Origin of the sequence: Butyrivibrio sp. FC2001, assembly GCF_000424125.1 — a bacterium.
GTDB lineage: Bacteria > Bacillota > Clostridia > Lachnospirales > Lachnospiraceae > Butyrivibrio.
In genome coordinates, this window is the sequence record NZ_AUJH01000003.1 from 73,930 (window position 1) to 99,434 (window position 25,505).

Genomic DNA, 25,505 nt, shown 5'->3' on the forward strand with positions numbered 1-25,505 from the left:
ATCAAGGTTTACAGCTCTGGCAACTTCCTTCGAATCATTCTTTTGCTGCGCTATCTCTAATACTTTCTAGCACTGTGTATGTATGAAATCGATAATGTCATTGTCCGAAATTGTGCGAAAAGCCAATGGTTTAAGCGTTAGTATGACATCATCTGTTATCTTCTGATCCTCATCAAGGGTCTCATTAAGTATTTCTTACGGCATAAAACTCCTTTCTGTGCCTTCATTATACCATTTATTATTAGCGCTGACTTAACTAAATGATTGTTCACAAAAGTTTAAGGTTTGCTCTTATGAAGTTTGTTGTACTCATCTCTAAGAGCTGAAAGATGATTTATTATATTGGGATTCCATGAAATCATTGAAGGAAGCTTCTCACAAGGAAATTCCGTGCAAAGACCACAAAATTGTACACCGTGTTCCCTTGCACAAGCATGTACCTTACACCTGCCAGATCCTGCCCATTCCGGAACACGTCCATCCGCCTCTATACACCCCGGACATTGACCATCCTTTTTCTTTGAACAACCTACACAGCATTCTCCACATGCTGTTAAAGTAGAAAAATCTGTCATTTATTTATCCGCTCCTAATCTTTTTTTCAAGCTATTCAGTCTTATATCATCCAGTTCCTCTGCTATTAAGCAGCCTGATTGGTAAAGTCGAAGATACTCTTTTGACACATCTGAATCAAAAATAAGTACATCATCAGAGTTGATAGTTACATCTACGCCCTTTCGATATAGTTGTGCTATTGGATGATGAGCCATATCCGTTACTCGACCAAGAAGGACATTGCTGGATGGGGTTATATTCAACCTAACGTTATTTTCTAACAGGTAACCTATTACGTCTTCATCAGATGCTGCAGCGATACCATGCTGTACTTCGTCAAGGTGCAGAACATCTATAGCGGTTATAATATCCTTCGCGGTTCCCCATTCACCTACATGTGCTTTCAACACGAGTCCGTTTTCGGCTGCTTTCTCGTAGATAGGGATAAAGTTTTCTATTGGCTGCGCCAGTTCATCACCATAAAGATCGATGGAATAGAACTCCTTGTGTCCCCAGAAATGTGATAAACAATCCATCAAATAATCAATCGGACAATGTCTGGATAAACCGACTCGAAGGGACCTCGCCAGGTGATTACTTAAAAAGACCACTTCCAGACCACTTTTTTGAGGCATAAACAACAAAAACCCCAGAAAACATCTGGGGTTTAAAAGAGCGATAGACGGGGCTCGAACCCGCGGTCTCCACCTTGGCAAGGTGGCGCTTTACCAACTAAGCTACTATCGCGTATATGTAAACGAGCTAAGCTCGATTACCACAATATTTGATTTTCGAGAGCGATAGACGGGGCTCGAACCCGCGGTCTCCACCTTGGCAAGGTGGCGCTTTACCAACTAAGCTACTATCGCATATATGTGAAGCCGCTTTCGCGACGCAAAATATATAATACACAACGATATATATGTTGTCAATAGAAATTTTATATTATATTTTTAATACATCAAAAAAATTTTATTCAGGTGCAAATAAATGGCTGTCAGGTTATCAGATTATTTGAAAAATATATATGGAGAGAAGGTTTACAGGCTTTCTCTTAGCTCGGGCTGTACCTGCCCAAACAGGGACGGAAGTATCGTTATGCCTGATGGCACACCCCTGACCGGAGGCTGTACCTTTTGTTCTGAAGGCGGATCAGGTGAGTTTGCTGCGGATATTGCTCCGATAGATGTCCAGATAGAGGAAGCAAAAAAGTGGATACGAAATAAAACAGATGCCGGCAGATTCATCGCATATTTTCAGTCCTACACAAATACCTATGGTGACATAGACAGACTAAAAGCTCTTTATATGGAAACAATAAAAAGAGAGGACATAGAAATTCTGTCTTTGGGAACCCGTCCTGACTGCATTAACAGTGATGTTCTGGATATGCTGCGAGAACTAAAAGAAATAAAGCCGGTGTGGATAGAACTGGGACTTCAGACTATTCATGAAAAGAGCGCTGAGATTTTTCACAGAGGTTATAGGCTTAGTGTATTTGAAGAGGCATATCATAAGCTTAAGGATATCGGAATAGAAGTGATAGCCCATGTCATTTTTGGACTTCCGGGGGAAACAAAGGAAGATATGCTCGCTACCATTAAATATCTCGCTGATTTAGAACCTAGCCTTGATGGAATAAAGATTCAGAATTTGCAGATATTAAAGGGAACGCAGCTATATGATGAGTATAAGGAGGATCCTTTCCACATACTTACTCTTGATGAATATGCAGAGCTCCTGGAGCAGAGCTTTGAGATACTTCCGAAAAACACTGTTGTTCATCGTATGACTGGTGACGGACCCAGGGCACTTCTTGTAGAGCCCCTGTGGAGCCTTAATAAAAAGAACGTGCTTAACACAATAAACAGGAAGGTGAACCACTTGTTTTTATAAAATACACATTCATAAAAGATTACTATTAATGATTTCCTAATGCCCAGAAGGCCACGGCGCTGGCAGCAGCTACGTTCAAGGAGTCCACATCATGGGACATCGGGATTTTTACGCAGAAATCACAGACCTCTATGGTTTCAGGAAGAAGACCGTCTCCCTCAGCACCAAGGAAGATAGCGAGCTTGTCCTTCGAAGTGATTTCGCTGTCATCTATCTGGCGGGAATTATCTCTAAGAGCCATGGCGACAGTAGAATATCCAAGGCCTTTGATCAAATCCATGCTTCCGTCTTCCGGAAGAAATGTCCAGGGTATAAGAAAAATATTGCCCATACTAACCCTGATGGCGCGCCTGTAGAGCGGATCAGTGCATCCGTGGGAAAACAGTACTGCATCGATTCCAAGAGCAGCTGCGCTTCTGACGATAGCGCCCGCATTTGTGGGATTAGTCACGTTTTCGAGAACTGCGATTCTTTTTGCATTTTCGCAGACTTCATTTACAGTGGGGAGAACTCTCCTTTTCATTGCGCAAAGCACACCTCTTGTAAGGTGAAAGCCTGTAATATGTGTGAGAAGCTCATCACTAGCGGTAAATACAGGAACATCAAAAGAAAGGGCTTTCATTTTATCTAATAGAAGAGCGCCTTCTCCCTTTATCTGTCCGCTTTCAATCAGTAGAGAAATGGGCTCATAGCCTGCACTAAGAGCACGCTCAATTACCTTAGGACTTTCAGCTATAAAAATACCGGGCTCGGGCTCGTTGATTCTAAGAAGCTGAACCTCAGACTGCTCGTTATATATCGAAAGCTCCGGGGCTTCAAGATTTGTTATTTCTTCTATGTGTATCATAATTATCTCCATAAAAAATGTTAGAAAAAGTATAGCACAATTTTTCTTGCAATATCCTTATCTCATACATAGGGCAAGCATGGAAATAAGAGTAATCATCTGTTAGAATAGGGTAGTTATACTTTGATTTACAGGAGATATTCTTATGGGGAATACTTTTTATTTTGAATTTGAGCCAATGCTGATGCAGTGGCTGCAGGATATACTTGGTGAAAAGGGCATTGCCCTTATTTCCAACTTTTCTGCATTTGGAGAGGAAGTCATGATGCTTCTTGTTATGGGATTTTTGTATTGGTGCTATGACAAGAAGTTTGGAGTATATGTTGGTACTATGGGGCTTATTGCTTCCGGGCTTAATTCGATGGTGAAGAATGTTGCTATGAGAAGGCGCCCCTACATGGTTCATGATGAAATAAAATGCTACAGGCCGATCGATAAGAAAGCAGATCTGTATGATGTTGGCGCACAGGGCTTTTCGTTCCCCAGCGGACATTCAATGAATTCAGCTGCAGTATATGGTTCTGTTGCATATTATCTGAAAAAGCGCCTGTTCACTATTATCGCTTTTGTCTTGCCGTTTTTTGTGGGGCTTTCAAGAGTCGTAGTAGGAATGCATTATCCCTCAGATGTGCTTACAGGCTGGATTGGTGGTGCGATAGTAGTTCTTGTATTTTCATTTATTTATGAAAAAGCAGGAGAGGAAAGGCGCGGACTTGTGAATCTGATTGTATTCCTGATCTTTTTAACAGGAATTTTCTTTTGCAGAACAGCGGATTATTTCACAACAATAGGAGTCATGGCAGGTTGTTTTCCTGCGTTAGAGTTTGAGAAAAAATATGTAAACTTCGAAGAGACAAGTGACCCCAAGGTGGCAGTTTTGAGACTTGTTGGCGGTGCTGTTATTTATCTTGGACTTAATACGCTTCTAAAGCTGCCTTTTTCAAAGGCGTTTCTGGCATCCTCCACTATGCCGTCATTTTTGGTGAGAACCGGCAGATATGCGATAATTGCGTTTATTCTGATGGGAATCTATCCCATGTTATTTAATAAAAAATTGAAAAATGAAATCGGAGAAATAGATGAAAGAGCTTGATTATCCCTTTGATTCAGAGGACTTACTGACAAGAAAAAGGGCTATCAGAAAGGCAATACGAAAAGAGACAGAAGGGCTTAATCTTCCGGAAAAGAAGATAGCAGTACTTGGCGGATCAACCACACACGGCATAATAGAGATGCTGGAGTTATTCCTTCTTAATAAAGGTATAAAGCCTGTTTTTTATGAGTCAGAGTACAATATGTACTGGGAAGACGTAATGTTCGATGCAGGCGGGCTTTCCGAGTTTGGACCGGATATTATTTTTATCCACACAAGTACAAGAAATATCAGAAATACTCCCAATGTGAAGATGAGCGACAGCGATGTGGATGAGGCACTTGGCCTTGAGTATGATCACTATGAGAAGCTCTGGGAGAAAATCAGGGAGAAATATGGCTGCCCTGTTATTCAGAACAACTTTGAGCAGCCCTTTTACAGGCTCCTTGGAAACAGTGATGTGGTTAATATTCATGGACTTCACAGCTTCGTTCAGAGACTTAATGCAAAGTTCTACGAATATGCAAGAAGTCATGAGAACTTTTTTATAAATGATATAGCCTTCCTGGCGGCGTCCTATGGACTTCAGAAGTGGTCGGACCCGTACTATTATCACATGTATAAATATATAATGTGTGTTCCGGCTATACCAGAATTTGCTTATAATCTGGCAAATATCATAGGCTCTGTTTATGGAAAGAATAAGAAGGCCTTCGCGCTTGACCTTGATAATACCCTCTGGGGAGGAATTGTGGGCGATGACGGCCCTGAAAATATTGAGATAGGTCAGGAAACACCTAAGGCTCAGCTGTACAGCGAGTTTCAGAAATACATTAAGGCTCACAGGGATATCGGAGTGCTTCTTACCGTAGATTCTAAGAACGAGGAAGAGAATGCGATAGCAGGATTAAAGAGGCCTGACAGCATTCTTACACCGGATGATTTTTCAGATATAAAGGCCAACTGGGATCCGAAGGATCTAAATCTCAAGGCTCTTGCAAAGGAGCTGAACATCGGAGAAGATGCCTTTGTTTTTGTTGATGATAATCCTGCTGAGAGACATATAGTAAGAGAGCAGATAGGCGGCGCTGCAGTGCCGGAGCTTTCTGTTCCTGAGCACTATATATCAGAGATAGACAGGGGAGGATATTTCGAAGTTACCTCGCTGTCAGAGGATGACCTTAAGCGCAATGATATGTATAAGGCCAATGCTGAAAGAGGAAAGCTCCAGGAGAGCTTTGCTGACTATAGTGAGTACCTTAAGTCACTTGAGATGAAGGCGCATATCGCTCCCTTCGAGGATATGTATATGGCGAGGATTGCGCAGCTCACTAATAAGTCCAATCAGTTTAACCTTACCACCAGAAGGTGCTCTCAGTCTGAGATTGAAGCCGTTGCAGCAGATGATAAATATATTACTTTATACGGGGCCCTTAGTGACAGATTTGGGGATAATGGCGTGGTTTCAGTTGCTTTCGGACATGTTGATGAAAAGGATGCCGAGACCTTCCACATCGATCTGTGGCTTATGAGCTGCAGAGTATTAAAAAGAGACATGGAATATGCCATGATGGATAAGCTTATAGAAAAGTGCAACAGTAAGGGTATTAAGCGTATTCTGGGATATTACTACCCCACTGCAAAGAATAAAATGGTGGAAAACTTCTATGAGCTTCAGGGCTTTGAGAAGATAACGGAAGCTGATAACGGAGACCTTACCTTTGAGCTGGAGCTTAATTCTGCTCTTGAAGGCTTTTCATCAAGAGGAATTAAAAATAAGGTAATTACCGTAGAATAAATAGCGGTTATTTAGGAGGATAAAATGGGAAGAGAAGAGATTTTTGAGAGATTAAACGAAGTATTTCGTGAGTATTTTGATGATGACAGTATCACAGTTACAGACGATACTACAGCAGCAGACATTGAGGATTGGGATTCTCTTGAGCATATCAATCTGCTTGTTGCCATCGAGAGAGAATTCGACATCAAGTTCACAATGGGTGAAACCTCTGAGATGAAAAATGTGGGAGAAATGGTTACAGCCATCAGTGAGCATCTGAAATGAGAACTGTTCTAAATCTTTTGTCAGAATATCATATGTCGCTGATATCTGCTGAGTTTTTGCTGTTTATAGCGATAGTGATAGCCATATTTTATTGCGTTCCCGGCAAGGCTAAGAGGCTTTGGATAGGGGCAGCGAATATCGTCTTTTTGTATTTTGCAGGCGGATTGTATGGATTATCGCTTTGGTTTTTGGGAGCTGCAGTTGTATATCTGGGCGCTATGGGAATATCAAAGGGAAGCGGCTTTTTAAAAAAGCTCTGCTTTTGGGTTCCCCTAATAATTAACCTGGCGATACTTATTATCACAAGATATCAGTATATTCATCCTGTCAGAGCACCCTTTGGTGTTTCGTTTTATACGCTTATTCTTCTAAGCTATCTGATAGATGTTTACTGGGGAAAATTTGAGGCAGTACTTAATCCTGTAGACTATTTTTCCTATGCGGGATTTTTTCCTGCAATGACATCAGGACCTATCATCAGATACAAGGAATTCGAAGCTAATTTCAAGGACAGAATAAGACCTGATTACAAAAATATAGTCTTCGGAATGGAGAGAATTCTCTGGGGCTTTTTTAAAAAGCTTGTAATATCAGAGAGGTTTGCTGTTCTTGTAAATACTGTTTTTGGAGATTACAAAACCTATTCCGGAGTATACATTATTTTCGGAGTAATATGCTTTGCTTTCCAGCTGTACACTGACTTTTCCGGATGTATGGATATTGTAATGGGTGTATCGGAAGCTATGGGCATGAAAATTCCGGAGAACTTCACGACACCATTCTTTTCAAGGTCAGAGAGTGAGCTCTGGAGACGCTGGCACATTACACTGGGAACCTGGTTTAAGGATTACATCATGTATCCTCTCCAGAAGACTGACCTGATGGTGAATTTTTCAGATATATGCAGGAAGAAATTCGGCAGGAAAACCGGCAAAAAGGTCGGAGTATGGCCGGGACTTCTTATTCTGTGGTTTTTAATAGGCTATTGGCACGGCGGACTATTAAAGTTCGTGATAGGTTCAGGACTTCTCCATGCGATCTATATGATCTGCGGACAGATTAACGAGCCATGGCTTAAAAAGGTACATGAAAAGCTTGGAATTAAGCCTGAAAACGGATGGTATGTGATACTGTGCAGGGTTAGGACATTTCTTCTTTTGTGTTCAGGATTTATGTTCTTCAGAGCAGATTCAACGATTACTGCATTAAGGATGTATGGGGCTATTTTTACAGGAAATATGGGACTGTTTAGCGCGGAGGGAATTACCTCCTTGGGACTTGATGTTCCGGACCTTGTTGTGGCAGCAGTCAGTCTTTTGATCATGTTTATTGCTGAGTGCTTCATGCAGACAGGCAGCGTCAGAGAGAAGCTTTATGAGAAAAATGTGTTTGTAAGAGCACTTACCTGGTCACTTCTTGCAGGCGCCGTAATGATATTTGGAATGTACGGTCCCGCATTTGAGGCTGGCTCCTTTATCTATCAGAACTTTTAATTATCAGAGTGTAATATTATGAAAATTGTAAAAAGGATCATAGCCTGTGGTTTGGCAGGTCTGATGATTTTTGGAATTTATACGGTATCCCTCAGGGCTACAAGGGTTGAGTATGCACATTTAAAATACGAGCAGTTTTTTAAGGATAAAACTGACTACGATGTAATGTTTTTTGGTGCAAGCCACACCCAGAACGGACTGTATCCGATGCAGCTCTGGAAGGATTACGGAATAACTTCATATAATATGGGAGGTCCCGACAGCTCACTTCCAACGAGCTACTATATGCTAAAGCTTGCGCTTAAATATCATAAGCCCAAGGTTGCGGTCCTTGATGTTATCATGGCGGATAAAAACGATATCAGCTGGGATTACAGCGTGGCTCACCATTATCTTGATGCGTTTCCTTTAAGCGAGACAAAAATAGAGGCTGTGGATTTTCTTTTTCCTGATACCAAGAAAAAGCTTGAGATGCTGTTTCCTTACTATGTGTACCACGGTGGCTGGAAGGATATAGACAAAGAGGCTATTGAAGGCGTTTTCAAAGAGAACCACTGGCCAACCTTTGGTGCTGAGTATGAATCACTTATACAGACACCGCCTGAGCCCCTACAGTTTGTATCACAGGATGCGGGCTATGATGGAGACGAGACCACAGGCCATCAGTATATAAGAAAATTTGTTGAGCTCTGCAGAGAAAATGATATAGAGCCAATGCTCATGTTTTTCCCCTGCGGATGTGAGGAATCTGCTCAGAGAGCTGCAAATGAGGTATATAGAATTGCAGGAGAGATGGAGATTCCTTATGTGAATCTCATATACGAAGAGGGCCTCATCAATCAGACGATTGATTACACAGATGGCGGCGGACATCTGAATCCTTCGGGAGCAAGGAAGGTTACTGAGTGGATGGGAAGTTTCCTGACCTCCAATTTTCAGCTTCAGGACCACAGAGATGATGATAATTATTCAGAACTGTGGAATGCTACCTTTAGCAATTATCTGGAATTTATAGAAAACTACCTCCAGGAGTCCACTGACCTTATGACAGCGCTTATGAATATGTACAATGACGAGTACTATTCATATATAGAAGTAAATCCCGGCTTTGAGGCTGATGAAGCAGAGCAGATGCTTATCGACCAGCTTCTCAATGAGAACCTTGCAGAGATAAAAGAAGCGGATACTCCGGGAGAAAACAGGATAAAAATCAGGGTTACGGAAGTAGAATCCGGAAAAGAAATTTGCACATTGGCATTTTGATGACTTGACTTTTTTTATTGCTGTGAATAAAATAAATCGTAACTTCATAGAAAAAGCTATGACGAAGACAGTATGTATTTTTGAAAGCTGCAGAGAGCCTGCGGATGGTGCGAGCAGGTGCGAGTAAGAACTACAGAAAATCACTTCCGAGCTGCATGAGTGAAAGGTAATCGCTTAGCGAGGTACTTTCGAGCTTGGCATACTACCTTGTTCTGGCGAGAGCAAAGCTCGAGAACAGAACTTCCTATTTCTCTTAAGTAACTCATGACGGAGTCTCCCCGTTATGGAGAAACATATAAAACCGTAAATTCGGGGAGTATGCGTAAACAGGTGGTACAGCGAGTTCAGGCTCGTCCTTTTTACAAGGACGAGCCTTTATTTATTCTTGAAAGGAGTTTCAAATGTACAAGAAGGTTGACACTGATATGAATTTTGTCGCCCGCGAGAAGGAAGTCGAGCAGTTCTGGAAAGATCAGGATATTTTCCAGAAGAGCGTAGATACCAGAAGCAAGGGCGAGATGTATATGTTCTATGACGGACCGCCGACTGCAAACGGTAAGCCGCATATCGGACACGTACTTACACGTGCGATCAAGGATATGATTCCGAGATACCGTACAATGAAGGGATACACAGTTCCTCGTAAGGCTGGTTGGGACACCCACGGTCTTCCGGTTGAGCTTGAGGTTGAGAAGCTCCTTGGTCTCGATGGAAAAGAGCAGATCGAAGAGTACGGTATGGAGCCCTTCATCAAGAAGTGTAAGGAATCCGTATGGAAATATAAGGGAATGTGGGAGGATTTCTCCGGCACAGTTGGTTTCTGGGCTGATATGGATCACCCCTACATCACCTATGATGATAACTTCATCGAGTCCGAGTGGTGGGCTCTCAACGAGATCTGGAAGAAGGGTCTTCTTTACAAGGGCTTCAAGGTAGTTCCTTACTGCCCTCGCTGTGGTACACCTCTTTCTTCACACGAGGTAGCACAGGGCTATAAGACTCTTAAAGAGCGTACAGCAGTTGTTCGTTTCAAGGTTAAGGATGAGGATGCATATTTCCTCGCATGGACAACAACTCCCTGGACACTTCCTTCAAATATCGGTCTTTGCGTAAACCCTGATGAGAAGTACATCAAGGTTAAGGCTGCAGACGGCTATACATATTATCTTGCTGAGGCACTTGCTGATACAGTACTTGGCTCACTTGCCAAGGAAGAGGGCGAGAAGGCTTACGAGGTTCTTGAGACTTATGTTGGTACAGACCTCGAGTATAAGGAATATGAGCCTCTTTATCAGTGCGCTGCTGATGAGACAGAAAAACAGCACAAGAAGGCATTTTTCATCTATTGCGATAACTACGTAACAATGTCAGATGGTACCGGTATCGTACATATCGCTCCTGCATTCGGTGAAGATGATGCCCGTGTTGGTAGAAAATATGACGCTCCTCTTGTACAGATGGTTGATGGAGAGGGTAGACTTAAGCCCGAGACTCCTTTTGCAGGCTACAGATGTAAGCCCACAGAGAAGGAAATCGAAGAGGGTGCAATCAGTGCGGATCCCGAGGTATTAAAGGATCTTGATGCAAGAAGCCTTCTTTTCTCAGCACCTAAGATGGAGCATGATTATCCTCACTGCTGGAGATGTGGAACACCGCTTCTTTACTATGCTCGTTCCTCATGGTTCATCAAGGTTACAGAGGTTAAGGATGACCTTATCAGAAATAACAAGGAGATCAACTGGGTTCCTGAGTCAATCGGTAAGGGACGTTTCGGTGACTGGCTTGAGAACATTCAGGACTGGGGTATCTCCCGTGACAGATATTGGGGAACACCTCTTAACATCTGGGAGTGCGATGACTGTGGCCATCAGCTTTCAGTAGGTTCAAGAAAAGAGCTCGCTGAGCTTTCAGGAGATCCTTCTGCTGAGACTACAGAGCTTCACAGACCTTATATCGATAAGTTTGAGATTACATGTCCTAAGTGTGGCAAGAAGATGCACAGAGTTAAGGAAGTTATCGACTGCTGGTTCGATTCAGGAGCAATGCCTTTTGCTCAGCTCCACTATCCTTTTGAGAACAAGGAGCTTTTCGAGAAGCAGTTCCCTGCTCAGTTCATCTCTGAGGCTGTAGATCAGACAAGAGGATGGTTCTACTCACTCCACGCTGAAGCAACACTTCTTTTCAATAAGCCTGCATTTAAAAATGTTATAGTACTCGGCCTTGTGCAGGATGAGAACGGACAGAAGATGAGTAAGTCAAAGGGCAATGCGGTTGATCCGTTTGAAGCTCTTGAGAAATACGGTGCAGATGCAATCAGATGGTACTTCTATACAAACTCTGCTCCCTGGCTTCCTTCCAGATTCGCTGGTAAGACAGTTCAGGAAGGACAGAGAAAGTTCCTTGGAACACTTTGGAATACCTATGCATTCTTCGTACTTTATGCAAATATCGACGGATTCGATGCTTCGAAGTACACACTTGAGAAGGACAAGCTTACCGTTATGGATAAGTGGATCCTCTCCAAGATGAACACCATGATCGGTGAGGTTGATAAGAACCTTGAGAATTACAGAATTCCTGAAGCAGGAAAGGCACTTGATGCATTTGTTGATGACCTTTCCAACTGGTATGTAAGAAGAAGCCGTGAGCGTTTCTGGGCTAAGGGAATGGAGCAGGATAAGATCTCTGCATACATGACACTTTACACAGCACTTGTAAATGTATGTAAGGCAGCAGCACCTATGGTTCCTTTCATGACAGAGTCTATCTACCAGAACCTTGTAAGAACAAGTGACAGCACAGCTCCTGAGTCAATCCACCTCTGCGATTTCCCTACAGTCTGCGAGAGCTTCATCGACAAGGATCTCGAGGAGAACATGGATGAGGTACTTCAGATCGTAGTTCTTGGACGTGCATGCCGTAACGCTGCAGCAATCAAGAACCGTCAGCCTATCGGACAGATGTATGTTAAGGCTGAGAAGACAGTTTCTGAGTTCTATCAGGAGATCATCGAGGATGAGCTGAATGTTAAGAAGGTTATCTTTGCAGATGATGTAAGAGACTTCACAACATATACATTTAAGCCTCAGCTTAAGACAGTAGGACCTAAATACGGTAAGGTACTCGGCGGAATTAAAGAGTATTTGGGTTCACTTGATGGAAACAATGCAATGGATGAGCTTAAGGCAAACGGTGCTCTTAAGTTTGAAGTAAATGGAACAGCAGTTGAGCTTACTGAGGATGACCTCCTCATCGATATGGCTCAGAAGGAAGGCTTTGAGAGCACAGAGGATCATGGTATCACAGTTGTTCTTGATACAAACCTTTCAGAGGAGCTTATCAATGAAGGCTTCATGTATGAGGTTATCAGTAAGGTTCAGACAATGCGTAAGGATTCTGGCTTCGAAGTTATGGATCACATCAAGCTGTCTGTAAACGGCAACGATAAGATCGCTCAGATCGTTAAGGACAATGCTGATTCTATCTCTACCAAGGTACTTGCTACAGAGCTCGTATATGGCTGCGATGTTGCTAATTCCAAGGAATGGGATATCAACGGCGAGAAGGTTACAATCGGCGTAGAGAAGGTTTGATTCGTTTGATCATGAGGTCGAGCGAAGAAAGAGCAGATTTTTCCGTTGAAATAAAGAAGTAATAAAAACCCGGAACGGATTTAATTATCCGTTTCGGGTTTTTACATAAGTAGCTATCCTTTACTTTTTCGGGGATCGATTTTTGATTTATATACGCGATTTTTGTTATATCAGCTTATTAAGCAAGGTTCTCGTCCTTAACGATCTTAACGATTCTGCTTGTTCCAAGTCTGTCAGCACCAAGTTCCATGAACTTTTCAGCATCAGCGATGCTTCCGATTCCGCCTGCAGCCTTCATCTTTACGTCGGGACCAACATGCTTTGCAAAGAGTGCAATGTCATCAAAGGTAGCACCTGCTGTTGAGAAGCCAGTAGAAGTCTTGATGTAATCAGCCTTGGCCTCTGTTACAAGCTCGCACATCTTGATCTTCTCTTCATCTGTGAGGAGGCAGGTCTCGATGATAACCTTGAGGATGTGGTCACCGCAGGCAGCCTTGATCTCTTTGATCTCATTGAGAACATAGTCATAGTTCTTAGCCTTGAGCTCACCGATATTGATAACCATATCGATCTCGTTAGCGCCCTTTTCGATGGCATCCTTTGTCTCGAATACCTTTGTCTCAGTTGTCATGTTTCCGTTGGGGAAACCGATAACAGTACAGATGTTGAGCTTTCCGTTTGTGTAGTCGTGAACACGCTTGATGTAGCAGGGAGGAATGCAGATGGAAGCTGTCTCATATTTCATTCCATCATCAGCGATTTCCTTGATCTGATCCCAGGTTGCTTCCTGCTTTAAAAGTGTGTGATCACAGTGGTTTAATATTGTTTTGATATCCATAATTATCTCCTTTTTAGAAAAATATATCCCGGCCAGGTCTACGACACAGCCGGGATAAGCATAAAGTTTTTATCTTTGTCCCTTATCGTAGGGGATACCTTCTGCCTTAGGAGCTCTGGAGTTCTTGGATGTGAATGCAAGAACGAGGAGTGAAATTACATAAGGCATTATGTTGTATACAGTACCTGAAATAGGCAGTGCATGAAGGATTCCAATTCCCATATATACATTTGATAAGGATCTGAATACTGCGAACAGTACAGCAGACCATGCGATTCTCTCAGGCTTCCACTGACCGAAGATCATAACAGCCAGAGAGAGGAAACCTGCACCTGCAACACCGTAATCGAAGTGCCAGGTTGAGTTAGCAGCAGCGATATAAATGATACCACCGATTCCTGCAAGGAAACCGGAAATGATAACGCCTGAATATCTCATGGCATATACGCTGATACCAACGGATTCTGCAGCCTGAGGATGCTCACCGCAGGCACGAAGTCTTAAAGCAAACTTTGTCTTGTAGAACATTACGATTGCAATAACAAGAAGTATTGCAGCTACTACTACGAACCAGGAGAGCTGAACCGGTCCAATGCTGAACATGAATGCATCGTGACCTCTTACATAGTCAAGCTTTGCTGAGAAATCAGTTCCGTTTGATCTGGATGTATTAAATGCTTTAACAATAACGGTTGCTGATGCAGTAGCAAGCATGTTCAGAGCAGTACCGATAAGGGTCTGGTCAGCATTGAAATGAATGCAGGCAACAGCTATAAGAAGTGATGATGCCATTCCGGCTAAAGCAGCAGCTATAAGTGTCAGAGACACGATAGTGAACTTGGATGCATCGGCAGGAAGGAGAACCATTACCATAGCTCCGGCCATAGCGCCGAATACCATGATTCCTTCAAGTCCGAGGTTGATGATACCGCTTCGCTCAGAGAACATACCGCCAAGTGCTACCAGGATCAAAACAGCGGAGAAAATAAGTGTGTACTGAATAAGTAATGCCATATTCTTACACCTCCTTCTTATCAGCCGCTTTGTCTTCGGCAGTTTTATTTGTATCTTCTGCGTTAGCATTAGAAGAAGTTCCAAGCTTGCTTACAGGCTTTGTCATGAGCTTTCTGAAGAAAAGAACAAAGCCGCACAGATAGATGATAATAGCGATCATAAGATCTGCAACCTGAGGGTTGTAATAGTTTGTATTGAGGTACTGACCACCCTGTGTGATGTAGGTTACGAACAGACCTGCGAAAATTGTTCCTATAGGATGAAGACCACCGAGGAATGCAACTGCAATTCCAGAGAATCCCATTCCGGGAACAGAGGATGAAATCTTGTAATGCTCAATACCTGTCAGGTAGTAGAGACCAGCAGCCATACCGGAAATAGCACCGGAAATAACAAGGCTGAGGATGATGTTTCTCTTTGCGTTCATTCCGGCGTATTTAGCAGCGTCCTTGCTGTGACCTGTAGCCTTGAGCTCATAGCCGAAAGTTGTCTTGCCGAGAATGAAAAGAATTCCAATAGCAATGAGAATTGTAAGCGGAACAGCAATGGTAATGTACTTATTCTTTCCAAAGAACTCGCTGAGGAAAGAAGGAAGAAGGCTGGCATCCTTAACTGCAAAGGTCTCGGATTTTGTGGTGTTCATAACCTTCTTATCGCCCAAAATGATGTTACATATATATAGGGCTATCCAGTTAAGCATGATACCTGCGATAACTTCGTTTACATTGCAATAAGCCTTGAAGAATCCGCAGATGCATCCCCAAAGGGCACCTGCAAGGAATGCAGCCAGGATACAGAGCAGCCAGTTCCAATGAAGAGCCAGAGCTGTATAAAGGCTGGCGATGATACCAACAGTATACTGTCCGGCACATCCGATGTTGAAAAGACCTGTTTTGTATGCAAAAAGAATGGCTTCTGCACAAAGTATTACGGGAACGGACTTTACAAGTACGGATCCCATGGCGCTCATGAGCTTTTTCTGATTGCCGGCGAACTTGAAGAAGTTACGAAGGATGGCAAACATTCCTTCAGAAGCGTGAGCCGGGTTCATGAGAAGCAAAATGACATATCCCAGTAATATTCCGAGTATTGCGCATACGATGGATGCAAGCAGTGTCTGAAAACCGGGTTTTCTTAAAAGACTTGTTTTTTCTTCCACGCTTATGCCTCCTTTCTGGTGTCGCGCTTAGCGCCTGACATATAAAGACCAAGTTCCTGAAGAGTAGTTGTCTTGGGATTAACCTCTCCAACGATCTCGCCTTCATACATAACTAAAATTCTGTCTGAAAGATTCATTACTTCATCGAGCTCGAGGGATACCAGAAGAATGGCATTACCTGCATCTCGCTCCTTAACGATTTCTTCGTGGATTGTTTCGATAGCGCCGACATCAAGACCTCTTGTAGGCTGAACAGCTATAAGAAGCTTGTGATCGCGGTCCATCTCACGGGCGATGATGGCTTTCTGCTGGTTACCACCGGACATTGCTCTGACAACAGTGGTAGCACCCTGACCTGAACGGACATCAAAAGCCTTGGCAAGCCTGTCTGAGTACTTTCTCATCTCAGCCTTTTTAAGAAGACCGTTCTTGGAAAAAGCGGGCTCAAAATAGCGCTGGAGAATCATGTTCTCTTCAAGAGTATAGTCGAGAACCAGACCGTGCTTATGTCTGTCCTCAGGAATATGGCTCATGCCATGTGTGTTCTTATAGCGGATTGACTTATTGGTGATATCCTCACCGCAGAGAGTGATCTTACCGCTGGCGATATCATCAAGACCTGTGAGTGCTCCGACAAATTCTGTCTGACCGTTTCCGTCGATACCTGCGATACAAACGATTTCGCCTGCGCGTACGTTAAAGGAAACGTTGTGAACAGAGTCGTTGGAATGGAGCTTACTCTTAACGCATACGTTTTCAACCTTCAGAACTTCTTCTGCAGGCTTAGCTTCATCCTTATCAACAGCAAACTTGACGTTACGACCTACCATCATGGAAGAGAGCTCTTCCTTTGTGGTGTTCTTAACATCAACAGTTCCGATATATTTACCTTTTCTGAGGATTGAGCAGCGGTCAGCAACCTCCATAATCTCATTGAGCTTATGAGTTATGAAAAGAATGGACTTACCCTCGGCAGCGAGATTCTTCATGATCTTCATGAGTTCGTCAATTTCCTGAGGTGTAAGAACTGCTGTAGGCTCGTCAAAAATGAGAATCTCATTATCTCTGTAAAGCATCTTGAGAATCTCAACTCTCTGCTGCATTCCTACAGTAATGTCTTCGATTAGAGCATCGGGATCGACCTTCAGATTGTACTTGTTTGACAGGTCAAGAACCTTCTTCTTTGCTTCAGCTTTAGTCAAAAAGCCCATCTTACTTGGCTCTGAACCAAGAATAATGTTATCTAAAACTGAGAAAATATCTACCAGCATGAAGTGCTGGTGAACCATTCCGATACCGAGAGCTGTGGCATCGTTAGGATTGGCAATTTTAACTTCCTTGCCATCTTTTTTGATTACACCCTTTTCAGGTGTGTAGTGACCGAAAAGTACACTCATAAGTGTGGATTTACCGGCACCGTTCTCCCCCAAAAGTGCATGGATTTCCCCGCGCTTAAGCTGCAGTGTTATATCATCATTAGCTATGATGCCAGGGAATTCTTTTGTGATATGCAACATTTCAATTACATAATCTTCCATAAATAGCACACCTTTCTGTATTTTATTGCACAAAAAACATGAATTCCTTTGGGAATTCGTTCTTTGTCTTCTAGTTTATCATTTTTTAGGGCGTAAAAAAAGCGCCTTCCTTATAAAAGGAAAGCGCTTTTGGAGTTATTTATGATTAGTGGATGTTGTCAAACTCGTTAACAGTGATCTCTGTCTCAGGCATAGCCTCGATATCGCTGGAAACTGTTACATCACCTGCATACATAGAAGCAACAAGTGCCTTGTAATCATCAACTGTGAACTTCTTCATTGACCATGTTTCTGTAGGAAGCTGTACATAGTTGAGAGTCGGATCATCACCTGATACAAGACCAAGGTTCTCGATCTTACCAGCGTAAGAATCCCACTTACCTGCGAAGAGGTCTGTAAGAGTTGAGTTAACTGTTGCAGCAAGACCCTTCATAGCAGATGTTACGCAGATGCCGTCGCCGTAAAGACCATCGATTGTGCCAGACTGGTCAACGTCAACACCAACAACCTTGCCGCCTGCCTTCTTAGCAGCCTCACCAGCTGATGTGAAGATACCGCCGCCGCAAGCGAATACGATCTCTGTGCCACCCTGGTACCATGTATCCATAACAGCTGTAACAGACTCGTCACCGAAGAACTGTCCGCCGTATACATAGTTAACTTCTACGTCAGCAGCGTTGCCAAGATCCTTTGCAGCATCGTTAGCACCCTGAACGAAACCAAAACCATAACGGATAACTGCAGGAACTGCCATACCGCCAAGGAAACCAAGCTTTGTGTAGCCTTCCTTAACTACAGCATAACCAGCCATGTAACCAGCAAGCTCTTCCTGGTATGTGAATGAGCATACGTTTGAAGGAAGCTCTGTCATGCCAGCGCCTTCGAAGTCACCCTCTGAGCAGTCAAGAGCGATGATTGTAACATCAGGGTTCTCCTCTGCGCAAGAAGCGATCATGCCTGCGAAAAGATATCCGGGAACTACGATTACGTTGTAACCGTCAGAAACAGCGTTATCAAATGCTGCGATACGAGCCTCGTCAGAATCCTCTGTGGGCTTGTAGTACTGATAGTCAACACCCTGAGCCTCAGCGAATGCCTTTGAAGCCTCATAGGTTGTCTGGTTGAATGACATATCTGTGATGTCACCTGAATCTGTGATCATAGCGATCTTGTAGTCGCCTGAAGCCTCTGTAGCTGTCTCATCAGCAGCTTCCTCAGTAGCTTCTTCTGTAGACTCCTCAGTAGCTTCCTCAGTTGAAGCTTCCTCAGTAGCCTCTTCAGTTGTCTCCTCTGTAGCAGCCTCTTCAGTAGAAGTCTCTTCTACAGCAGTGTCAGCTGTGTTGTCAGCACCGGTTGAAGAACCGCCACAAGCAACAAGGCTGAATGTGAGTGATGCAGTAAGCATCATAGCCATTAACTTCTTCATAATGTTTGTCTCCCTTTCTTTATTAAATAAACATTAGAATCATTGCGCAGAATTAACCACACAATCTATACAGATTATAATCATTTATTAATTTTTTCACAAGATATAAAGCATTTTTTTGTGGCTTTTGCCATAGGCTTTATATTTCTATAATATTTTTTGGGTAGAGATATATGCGGAATTACGTTATAATAAACTAGTATCTGTACTTTTCCATGAGGAGGGAAGTCATGAAAAGAAAAAAATTATCTTTTGACAAAGAACTTTTTAAGAGGAGTGTTTTATATAATGTAAAAACACTTTATCGAAAAAATATTGAGGAGGCTACTCCGCAAGAAATCTTCCAGGCATCTGCTTATGCAATAAAGGATGCAATCGTTGATCATTGGATGACTACGCAGAAGGCTGCGAACGAACAGGATCCAAAGATTGTCTACTACATGTCCATGGAATTCCTGATGGGACGTGCCCTTGGTAACAACTTAATAAACCTTCAGGCATACAAGCCGGTAAAGGAAGCTTTGGATGAGCTGGGCGTAGATATCAACGTTGTTGAGGATCAGGAACCGGATCCGGCTCTTGGTAACGGTGGTCTTGGAAGACTTGCTGCATGTTTCCTTGATTCCCTGGCATCATTGGGATACATGGCATATGGCTGTGGTATCCGCTATAAATATGGAATGTTTAAGCAGAAGATCAAGGATGGTTATCAGGTAGAGGTGCCGGATAACTGGCTTGAGTTCGGTAATCCCTTCGAGCTTAGACGTCCTGAATATGCAAAGGAAGTTAAGTTTGGCGGATACGTAAATGTATTTGTTGATGACAGAGGCCGCAACATTTTCAGACAGGAGGGCTATCATTCTGTTAGGGCTATTCCCTATGATCTTCCTGTAGTAGGATATGGCAACGGCGTTGTTGATACTCTTAGAATATGGGATGCAGAGCCTGTTAACTGCTTCGAGCTTGATTCCTTCGATAAGGGTGATTATCAGAAGGCTGTTGAGCAGGAGAACCTTGCAAGTCAGCTTTGTGAGGTGCTTTACCCCAACGATAACCACATAGCAGGTAAGGAACTTCGACTTAAGCAGCAGTACTTCTTTATTTCTGCTTCAGTTCAGACAGCTTTAAAGAGATACCTTCGTCGCCATGACGATATAACCAAATTCTATGAAAAGGCTGTTTTCCAGCTTAATGATACACACCCGACAGTAGCGGTTGCAGAGCTTATGCGACTTCTCATGGATGAATATTATCTTCCCTGGGATACTGCATGGGACGTAACAATGAAGACCTGCTGCTACACAAACCATACAATTATGGCTGAGGCTCTTGAGAAGTGGCCTATTGATCTCTTCCAGAGACTTCTTCCCAGAATCTATCAGATTGTTGATGAGATCAACAGAAGATTTGTGGATCAGATCATGCGTCAGTACTCAAATCTTCCCAGCATTGATGTTCAGGGCAAGATTCGCAGCATGGCTATTTTGTATGACAATCAGGTAAAGATGGCTCATCTGGCAATCGTTGGCGGACACTCTGTAAACGGTGTTGCAAGACTTCATACAGAGATCCTTAAAAAGAGAGAGCTCAGGGACTTCTACGAGATGTATCCTGATAAGTTCAACAACAAGACCAACGGAATTACCCAGAGACGTTTCCTTATGCATGCAAATCCTTTACTCGCAGACTGGGTAACCGAGAAGGTTGGAGAGGACTGGATCACAGATCTGTCCCTTATCAGCGGCCTTAAGAGTCTTGCTAACGATAAGAAGGCGCAGAAGGAATTCATGGAGATCAAGTATGAAAACAAGAAGCGTCTTGCAGCTTATATTAAGGAACACAACGGAATAGAGGTTGATCCCAAGTCAATTTTCGACTGCCAGGTTAAGAGACTTCATGAGTATAAGCGTCAGCTACTCAACATACTTCATGTTATGTATATCTATGATATGCTGAAGAGCCATCCGGATATGGAGTATACTCCCAAGACATATATTTTCGGAGCTAAGGCAGCAGCCGGATATCAGACAGCTAAGCTGACAATCAAGCTTATCAACTCTGTGGCAGATGTTATTAATAATGATGCTTCCATTAATGGAAAGCTCAAGGTTGTATTTATAGAGGATTACAAGGTTTCAAATGCTGAGCTCATCTTTGCGGCAGCTGATATCTCCGAGCAGATTTCAACAGCAAGTAAGGAGGCTTCCGGAACCGGTAACATGAAGATGATGCTGAACGGTGCCATCACCCTCGGAACTCTGGACGGTGCTAACGTTGAGATGCTCGAGGAGGTTGGTGAGGAGAACATGTTCATCTTCGGTCTGACCTCTGAGGAAGTAATCGCCTATGAAAAGAACGGCGGATATAATCCCGGAGAAATCTATGACAAGGATCCTAATGTAAAGAGAACTCTGGATCACCTTGTTGATGGAACATATTCTAAGGATAGAGAGCTTTTCAGACCACTGTTCAATTCGCTTCTTAATACAATCAACTCAAATAAGGCGGATCAGTATTTCATATTGAAGGATTTCGAATCCTACATTGAGGCTCAGAGTGCTATATCCGAGGCATACAGAGATGCTAAGAAGTGGGCTAAGATGGCTATTCTTAATACTGCTTCATGTGGTAAGTTCTCATCAGACAGAACCATTCAGGAGTATGTAGATGAGATTTGGCACATTGACAAACTGGATCTTTCAAATGTATAAATAGTTTTATAATCACGAGGCTGTGTGTGGGGAGACCTGCGCACAGCTTTTTTCATAATTGGGATAAACAAATTTGAGATTTATGGTACAATACGTGGGAGTAGATTAATAATTTGTTGGAAAGGTAGGAGTTTAATGGTTAAGACGTATGATAGCGGTGCATATTTGGTTAATGGTACTGAACTGATTCCGGATGGGGCCGGAGCATTAGATGCAGTTCAGGCTAAAGCAAATAAGCAGACAGACAAGACAGAAGCAAAGAAGAACACAATAGCTTATGGCATTCTGAAGAATCACAACACTTCAGATAATATGGAGAAGCTTGAGATCAAATTTGATAAGCTTACCAGCCATGACATTACTTATGTAGGTATTATTCAGACCGCACGTGCGTCAGGACTTGAGAAATTCCCGATTCCTTATGTACTTACCAACTGCCACAATTCACTTTGTGCAGTAGGTGGAACTATAAATGAAGATGACCATATGTATGGTCTTACAGCTGCCCAGAAATACGGCGGAATCTATGTACCCCCTCATCAGGCAGTAATTCACCAGTTCGCAAGAGAGATGCTTGCAACAGGTGGCGGAATGATCCTTGGTTCTGATTCCCACACCAGATATGGTGCACTTGGAACCATGGCTATGGGTGAAGGCGGACCGGAGCTCGTTAAGCAGCTTCTCAGCCAGACCTATGACATCAACATGCCTGAGGTTGTCGCTATTTATCTTACAGGCGAGCCTATGCACGGCGTAGGACCTCAGGACGTGGCTCTTGCTATTATCGGTAAGGTATTTGGCGATGGCTATGTAAAGAACAAGGTAATGGAGTTCGTAGGACCCGGTGTTAAGAGCCTCAGCGCTGATTTCCGTATTGGTGTTGATGTTATGACTACAGAGACTACCTGCCTGTCATCTATCTGGCAGACAGATGATGAGATCAAGAGCTTCTATGATACTCACGGCAGAGGCGGAGACTTCAAGGAGCTTAAACCCGGCGATGTTGCTTATTATGACGGAGTTGTAGAGGTTGATCTTTCTACAATCAAGCCTATGATCGCTATGCCTTTCCATCCCAGCAACACCTATGAGATCGAGGAGGTTAATGCCAACCTTGAGGACATCATAGCTGATGTTGAGAAGCGTGCTAAGGTTAGCTTCGGAGATAAGGTACAGTATTCACTTAAGGAGAAGATCAAGAACGGTAAGTTCATGGTTGATCAGGGTGTAATCGCAGGCTGTGCAGGTGGCGGATTTGAGAATATCTGTGCTGCTGCTGATATCCTTGAGGGAAGATTTACAGGAAATGACAGATTTACACTCAGCGTATATCCTGCTTCTACTCCTATCTTTATGGAAATAGTTAAAAATGGCGTAGCTGCCAAGATTCTTGAGACAGGTGCAATTTTAAAGACAGCTTTCTGCGGACCCTGCTTTGGTGCCGGTGATACTCCTGCTAATAACGCATTCAGTATCCGTCACTCAACAAGAAACTTCCCTAACCGTGAAGGTTCTAAGGTTCAGAGCGGTCAGATCGCTTCTGTTGCTCTTATGGACGCAAGATCAATTGCTGCAACAGCTGCTAATCAGGGTGTTCTTACTCCTGCAACAGCTTTTGACGGCAAGTTTAATAAGTATACTTATCACTTTGATAAGGAGATATATGCTAATCGTGTATTTGATTCACACGGAGTTGCTGACAGCAATGTTGAGCTTCAGTTTGGGCCCAACATTAAGGACTGGCCGAAGATGGAAGCACTTACAGATAACCTTCTGCTTAAGGTTGTATCAGAGATTCACGATCCTGTAACAACTACAGATGAGCTTATCCCTTCAGGTGAGACATCATCCTACAGATCCAATCCTCTTGGACTTGCAGAGTTCACTCTTTCAAGAAAGGATCCTGAATACGTAGGACGCGCAAAAGAGGTTTATGCTAATGAGCTCAAGAGACGTGAGGATGTGGCTCTTGATGCAATGGGAGATGAGATCTCAGGCGTAGTTAAGGCTCTTTTGGCTGAGTATCCTGATGTTAATGCTAAGAATACAGGAATCGGCTCCACAATTTTCGCAGTAAAACCCGGTGACGGTTCTGCGAGAGAGCAGGCAGCTTCCTGCCAGAAGGTTCTTGGCGGCTGGGCTAACGTGGCTAACGAGTATGCTACAAAGCGTTATCGTTCAAACCTCATCAACTGGGGTATGCTTCCGCTTGTAATTGAGAAGGGTGATCTTCCCTTCAAGAACCTTGATTACATCTTCCTTCCCGGAGTTAGAGCTGCGGTTGAGAGCAAGGCAGATTCTATCAAGGCAGTTGCTGTATCAGATGGAAAGCTCAAGGAGTTTACAATGACTCTCGGAGACCTTACAGATAACGAGCGCGAGATTATCCTTGACGGATGTCTTATCAATTACAACCGCGCAGGTAAGAAATAATAAGCAGGGTATAAGATAAATATCATGTTTAAAGCTTTTTATAAAAAAAGAATACCGGCTCTTTGCATGGCTGCAGCAGTGGCGATCACTGCCTGTGGCTGTGGAGGAACGGCTAAAAATGAAAGTGTAACACCGGAGCAGGAGGCGCAAGGGAGCGAGCCTGCTCCAAATGTCGTCTATGAAGTTCCTGTTATGGTACCTGGAGCACTCGTGGATCAGAACGGCTATAGGACCGGGGCAGAGAAATCCGTAATTTTTAAAGGAAATGATCTGCCGGATGTTTTTTATGTGTATAACGCGGAGAATGATGAGCTTGAATACACAGGCCAGATGAGGACCACGAATCACACGGATGATGGTGATGAAATAAAAGAAGGCTATTTTACCGATTTGATAGAGGACGGAACCTACTATATATATACGGATAAAATAGGAAGCTCTTATGCATTCAGAATTCAGAATGATCTGTATGATGACATTTTTAATGAGGCATGCAAGACCTATTACAAGAACAGATGCGGCACTGCGGTTTCGGAATCTTTGGCGGGTGATAGTGCTCATGCTGCCTGTCACACGGCTGAGGCTCATTTGCAGGAGGACCCTTCCAAGGCCATTGATGTGTCGGGAGGATGGCATCTCAATGCTCAGGCGGACAGAGATGTTGTAACCGGCTGTAAGATAGCTCTGAATCTCCTTCTGGCCTATGAGATGAATTCCAAGGTGGTGACCGATGACTCGGGAATTCCTGAGAGCGGAAACGGCATACCGGATCTTTTGGATGAGGTCAGATATGAGGTTGAGTGGCTCATGAAGATGCAGGATGAGCGCACCGGAGGAGTTTATGGTTCTGCGCTCACCGTGATGGATGAAAACACTGACCTTATGCAGGCAAATGTTGAGGTTACGCCTATTACTATGGAGGCGACCATCAGCTTTGCAACGCTTTTATCTGATTTTGGATACTTATATCAGAGCTATGATTCGGGATTTGCCACAACCTGTCTTAAGTGTGCAGACAGGGCGTATGCTCTTTATGCAGGTACTGAGAATGTAAAGGAAAAGCCTGAGGGCTTTTATGCGGCAGCGCAGCTCTACAGAGCAACGGGCGCTTCCAATTATGAGCAGGTGCTTACTGCAAACTTTGAATCAAGTAAGTTTGATCAGCTTTTTGCAGAAAACGAGGATGTTTTCCTTGGAGCTATTACCTATATTTCCACCAACCAGAAGGTAAATGTGGATGTATGCTCCAGGATAATGAAGCTCCTTATGAAAAAGACCACAGCAATCGTTAATGCTGCAAGGAGCTCCGCGTTTATGGTTACCAGTGAGGACCATGCACAGCTCCTTGATGATATGAGAACCATAACAATAACGGATCATATAATATATAATTATGAGTATACGACCATCATCGAGAACCATGCGCATTACCTTATGGGTAGAAATCCCGAGGCCGTAAACTATGTGACAGACTCTACTGAGCGCACATATCTGGACACTGATGAAGGAACAGGAATTATGAATCAGCCCCTTCTTAACGCAAAGCTCATTTTCATGCTGAGTGTTATCAAGGAGTGATGA

18 protein-coding genes, 2 tRNA genes and 1 other annotated feature are annotated in these 25,505 nt (G+C 43.3%); of the genes, 10 read left to right on the forward strand and 10 right to left on the reverse strand.

All coding sequences use genetic code 11. The features are described from left to right. Nucleotides 1-278: 278 nt before the first annotated feature. The 4 genes from G601_RS21350 to G601_RS0100355 all read right to left on the reverse strand — a co-directional run bounded on the left by G601_RS21350 (nt 279) and on the right by G601_RS0100355 (nt 1,424). Nucleotides 279-575, reverse strand: a complete 297-nt coding sequence (locus G601_RS21350) for a DUF3795 domain-containing protein (protein ID WP_051205420.1) — start codon at nt 573-575, stop codon at nt 279-281. Further along, on the reverse strand, nt 576-1,091 hold the full coding sequence (locus tag G601_RS21355) for a hypothetical protein (protein WP_330368777.1): 516 nt from the start codon (nt 1,089-1,091) through the stop codon (nt 576-578). 138 nt (nt 1,092-1,229) lie between these two features. Further along, a tRNA-Gly gene (locus G601_RS0100350) sits at nt 1,230-1,302 on the reverse strand. Nucleotides 1,303-1,351: 49 nt separating this feature from the next. Next, nucleotides 1,352-1,424, reverse strand: a tRNA-Gly gene (locus G601_RS0100355). A gap of 121 nt (nt 1,425-1,545) precedes the next feature. Here G601_RS0100355 and G601_RS0100360 point away from each other — a divergent pair. Continuing rightward, on the forward strand, nt 1,546-2,451 hold the full coding sequence (locus tag G601_RS0100360; RefSeq protein WP_026664111.1) for a TIGR01212 family radical SAM protein: 906 nt from the start codon (nt 1,546-1,548) through the stop codon (nt 2,449-2,451). A gap of 25 nt (nt 2,452-2,476) precedes the next feature. Here G601_RS0100360 and G601_RS0100365 read toward each other — a convergent pair whose 3' ends face one another. Continuing rightward, entirely contained in the window at nt 2,477-3,298 is an 822-nt protein-coding gene (locus G601_RS0100365) for a TrmH family RNA methyltransferase (protein WP_026664112.1), read from the reverse strand. A gap of 145 nt (nt 3,299-3,443) precedes the next feature. Between G601_RS0100365 and G601_RS0100370 the strand changes: the two genes are divergently transcribed. From G601_RS0100370 to ileS, 6 genes are all read left to right on the forward strand, one after another. After that, entirely contained in the window at nt 3,444-4,391 is a 948-nt protein-coding gene (locus G601_RS0100370; protein WP_026664113.1) for a phosphatase PAP2 family protein, read from the forward strand. Next, nucleotides 4,378-6,189, forward strand: a complete 1,812-nt coding sequence (locus G601_RS0100375) for an HAD-IIIC family phosphatase (RefSeq protein WP_026664114.1) — start codon at nt 4,378-4,380, stop codon at nt 6,187-6,189. The genes G601_RS0100370 and G601_RS0100375 overlap by 14 nt, the downstream gene beginning before the upstream one ends. Nucleotides 6,190-6,213: 24 nt before the next feature. Further along, nucleotides 6,214-6,456, forward strand: coding sequence for an acyl carrier protein (locus G601_RS0100380; protein WP_026492351.1), 243 nt, complete (start codon nt 6,214-6,216; stop codon nt 6,454-6,456). Then, nucleotides 6,453-7,949 carry an MBOAT family O-acyltransferase gene (locus G601_RS21360; protein WP_051205422.1) on the forward strand — a complete coding sequence of 499 codons (1,497 nt, stop codon included), beginning with the start codon at nt 6,453-6,455 and terminating at the stop codon, nt 7,947-7,949. The genes G601_RS0100380 and G601_RS21360 overlap by 4 nt, the downstream gene beginning before the upstream one ends. An 18-nt stretch (nt 7,950-7,967) precedes the next feature. Further along, entirely contained in the window at nt 7,968-9,212 is a 1,245-nt protein-coding gene (locus G601_RS0100390) for an SGNH/GDSL hydrolase family protein (protein WP_026664116.1), read from the forward strand. A 49-nt stretch (nt 9,213-9,261) separates the two neighbouring features. Further along, nucleotides 9,262-9,573: a binding site (T-box leader), on the forward strand. 40 nt (nt 9,574-9,613) lie between these two features. Continuing rightward, on the forward strand, nt 9,614-12,805 hold the full coding sequence (gene ileS / locus G601_RS0100395) for an isoleucine--tRNA ligase (RefSeq protein ID WP_026664117.1): 3,192 nt from the start codon (nt 9,614-9,616) through the stop codon (nt 12,803-12,805). 178 nt (nt 12,806-12,983) lie between these two features. On the opposite strand, the gene deoC is transcribed toward ileS, so the two are convergent. From deoC to G601_RS0100420, 5 genes are all read right to left on the reverse strand, one after another. Continuing rightward, the gene (gene deoC, locus G601_RS0100400; protein ID WP_026492355.1) at nt 12,984-13,643 is read right to left on the reverse strand and encodes a deoxyribose-phosphate aldolase; all 660 of its coding nucleotides are present in this window, start codon (nt 13,641-13,643) and stop codon (nt 12,984-12,986) included. 69 nt (nt 13,644-13,712) lie between these two features. After that, nucleotides 13,713-14,657 (reverse strand): ABC transporter permease, encoded by a 945-nt coding sequence (locus G601_RS0100405; protein WP_026492356.1) that lies wholly within the window; start codon nt 14,655-14,657, stop codon nt 13,713-13,715. 4 nt (nt 14,658-14,661) lie between these two features. Beyond that, nucleotides 14,662-15,816: an ABC transporter permease gene (locus G601_RS0100410; RefSeq protein WP_026492357.1), complete on the reverse strand. Its 1,155-nt coding sequence runs from the start codon at nt 15,814-15,816 to the stop codon at nt 14,662-14,664. A 2-nt stretch (nt 15,817-15,818) separates the two neighbouring features. Further along, complete coding sequence (locus G601_RS0100415) at nt 15,819-17,354, reverse strand: ABC transporter ATP-binding protein (protein ID WP_026664118.1); 1,536 nt, start codon at nt 17,352-17,354, stop codon at nt 15,819-15,821. 145 nt (nt 17,355-17,499) lie between these two features. Further along, nucleotides 17,500-18,780 carry a BMP family lipoprotein gene (locus G601_RS0100420; RefSeq protein WP_330368778.1) on the reverse strand — a complete coding sequence of 427 codons (1,281 nt, stop codon included), beginning with the start codon at nt 18,778-18,780 and terminating at the stop codon, nt 17,500-17,502. A 230-nt stretch (nt 18,781-19,010) separates the two neighbouring features. Between G601_RS0100420 and G601_RS0100425 the strand changes: the two genes are divergently transcribed. The 3 genes from G601_RS0100425 to G601_RS0100435 all read left to right on the forward strand — a co-directional run bounded on the left by G601_RS0100425 (nt 19,011) and on the right by G601_RS0100435 (nt 25,502). Beyond that, entirely contained in the window at nt 19,011-21,491 is a 2,481-nt protein-coding gene (locus G601_RS0100425) for a glycogen/starch/alpha-glucan phosphorylase (RefSeq protein ID WP_026492360.1), read from the forward strand. 135 nt (nt 21,492-21,626) lie between these two features. Then, complete coding sequence (locus G601_RS0100430) at nt 21,627-23,924, forward strand: hydratase (protein WP_026664120.1); 2,298 nt, start codon at nt 21,627-21,629, stop codon at nt 23,922-23,924. Nucleotides 23,925-23,948: 24 nt separating this feature from the next. Further along, nucleotides 23,949-25,502, forward strand: coding sequence for a glycoside hydrolase family 9 protein (locus tag G601_RS0100435; RefSeq protein ID WP_026664121.1), 1,554 nt, complete (start codon nt 23,949-23,951; stop codon nt 25,500-25,502). The last annotated feature ends 3 nt before the right edge of the window (nt 25,503-25,505 follow it).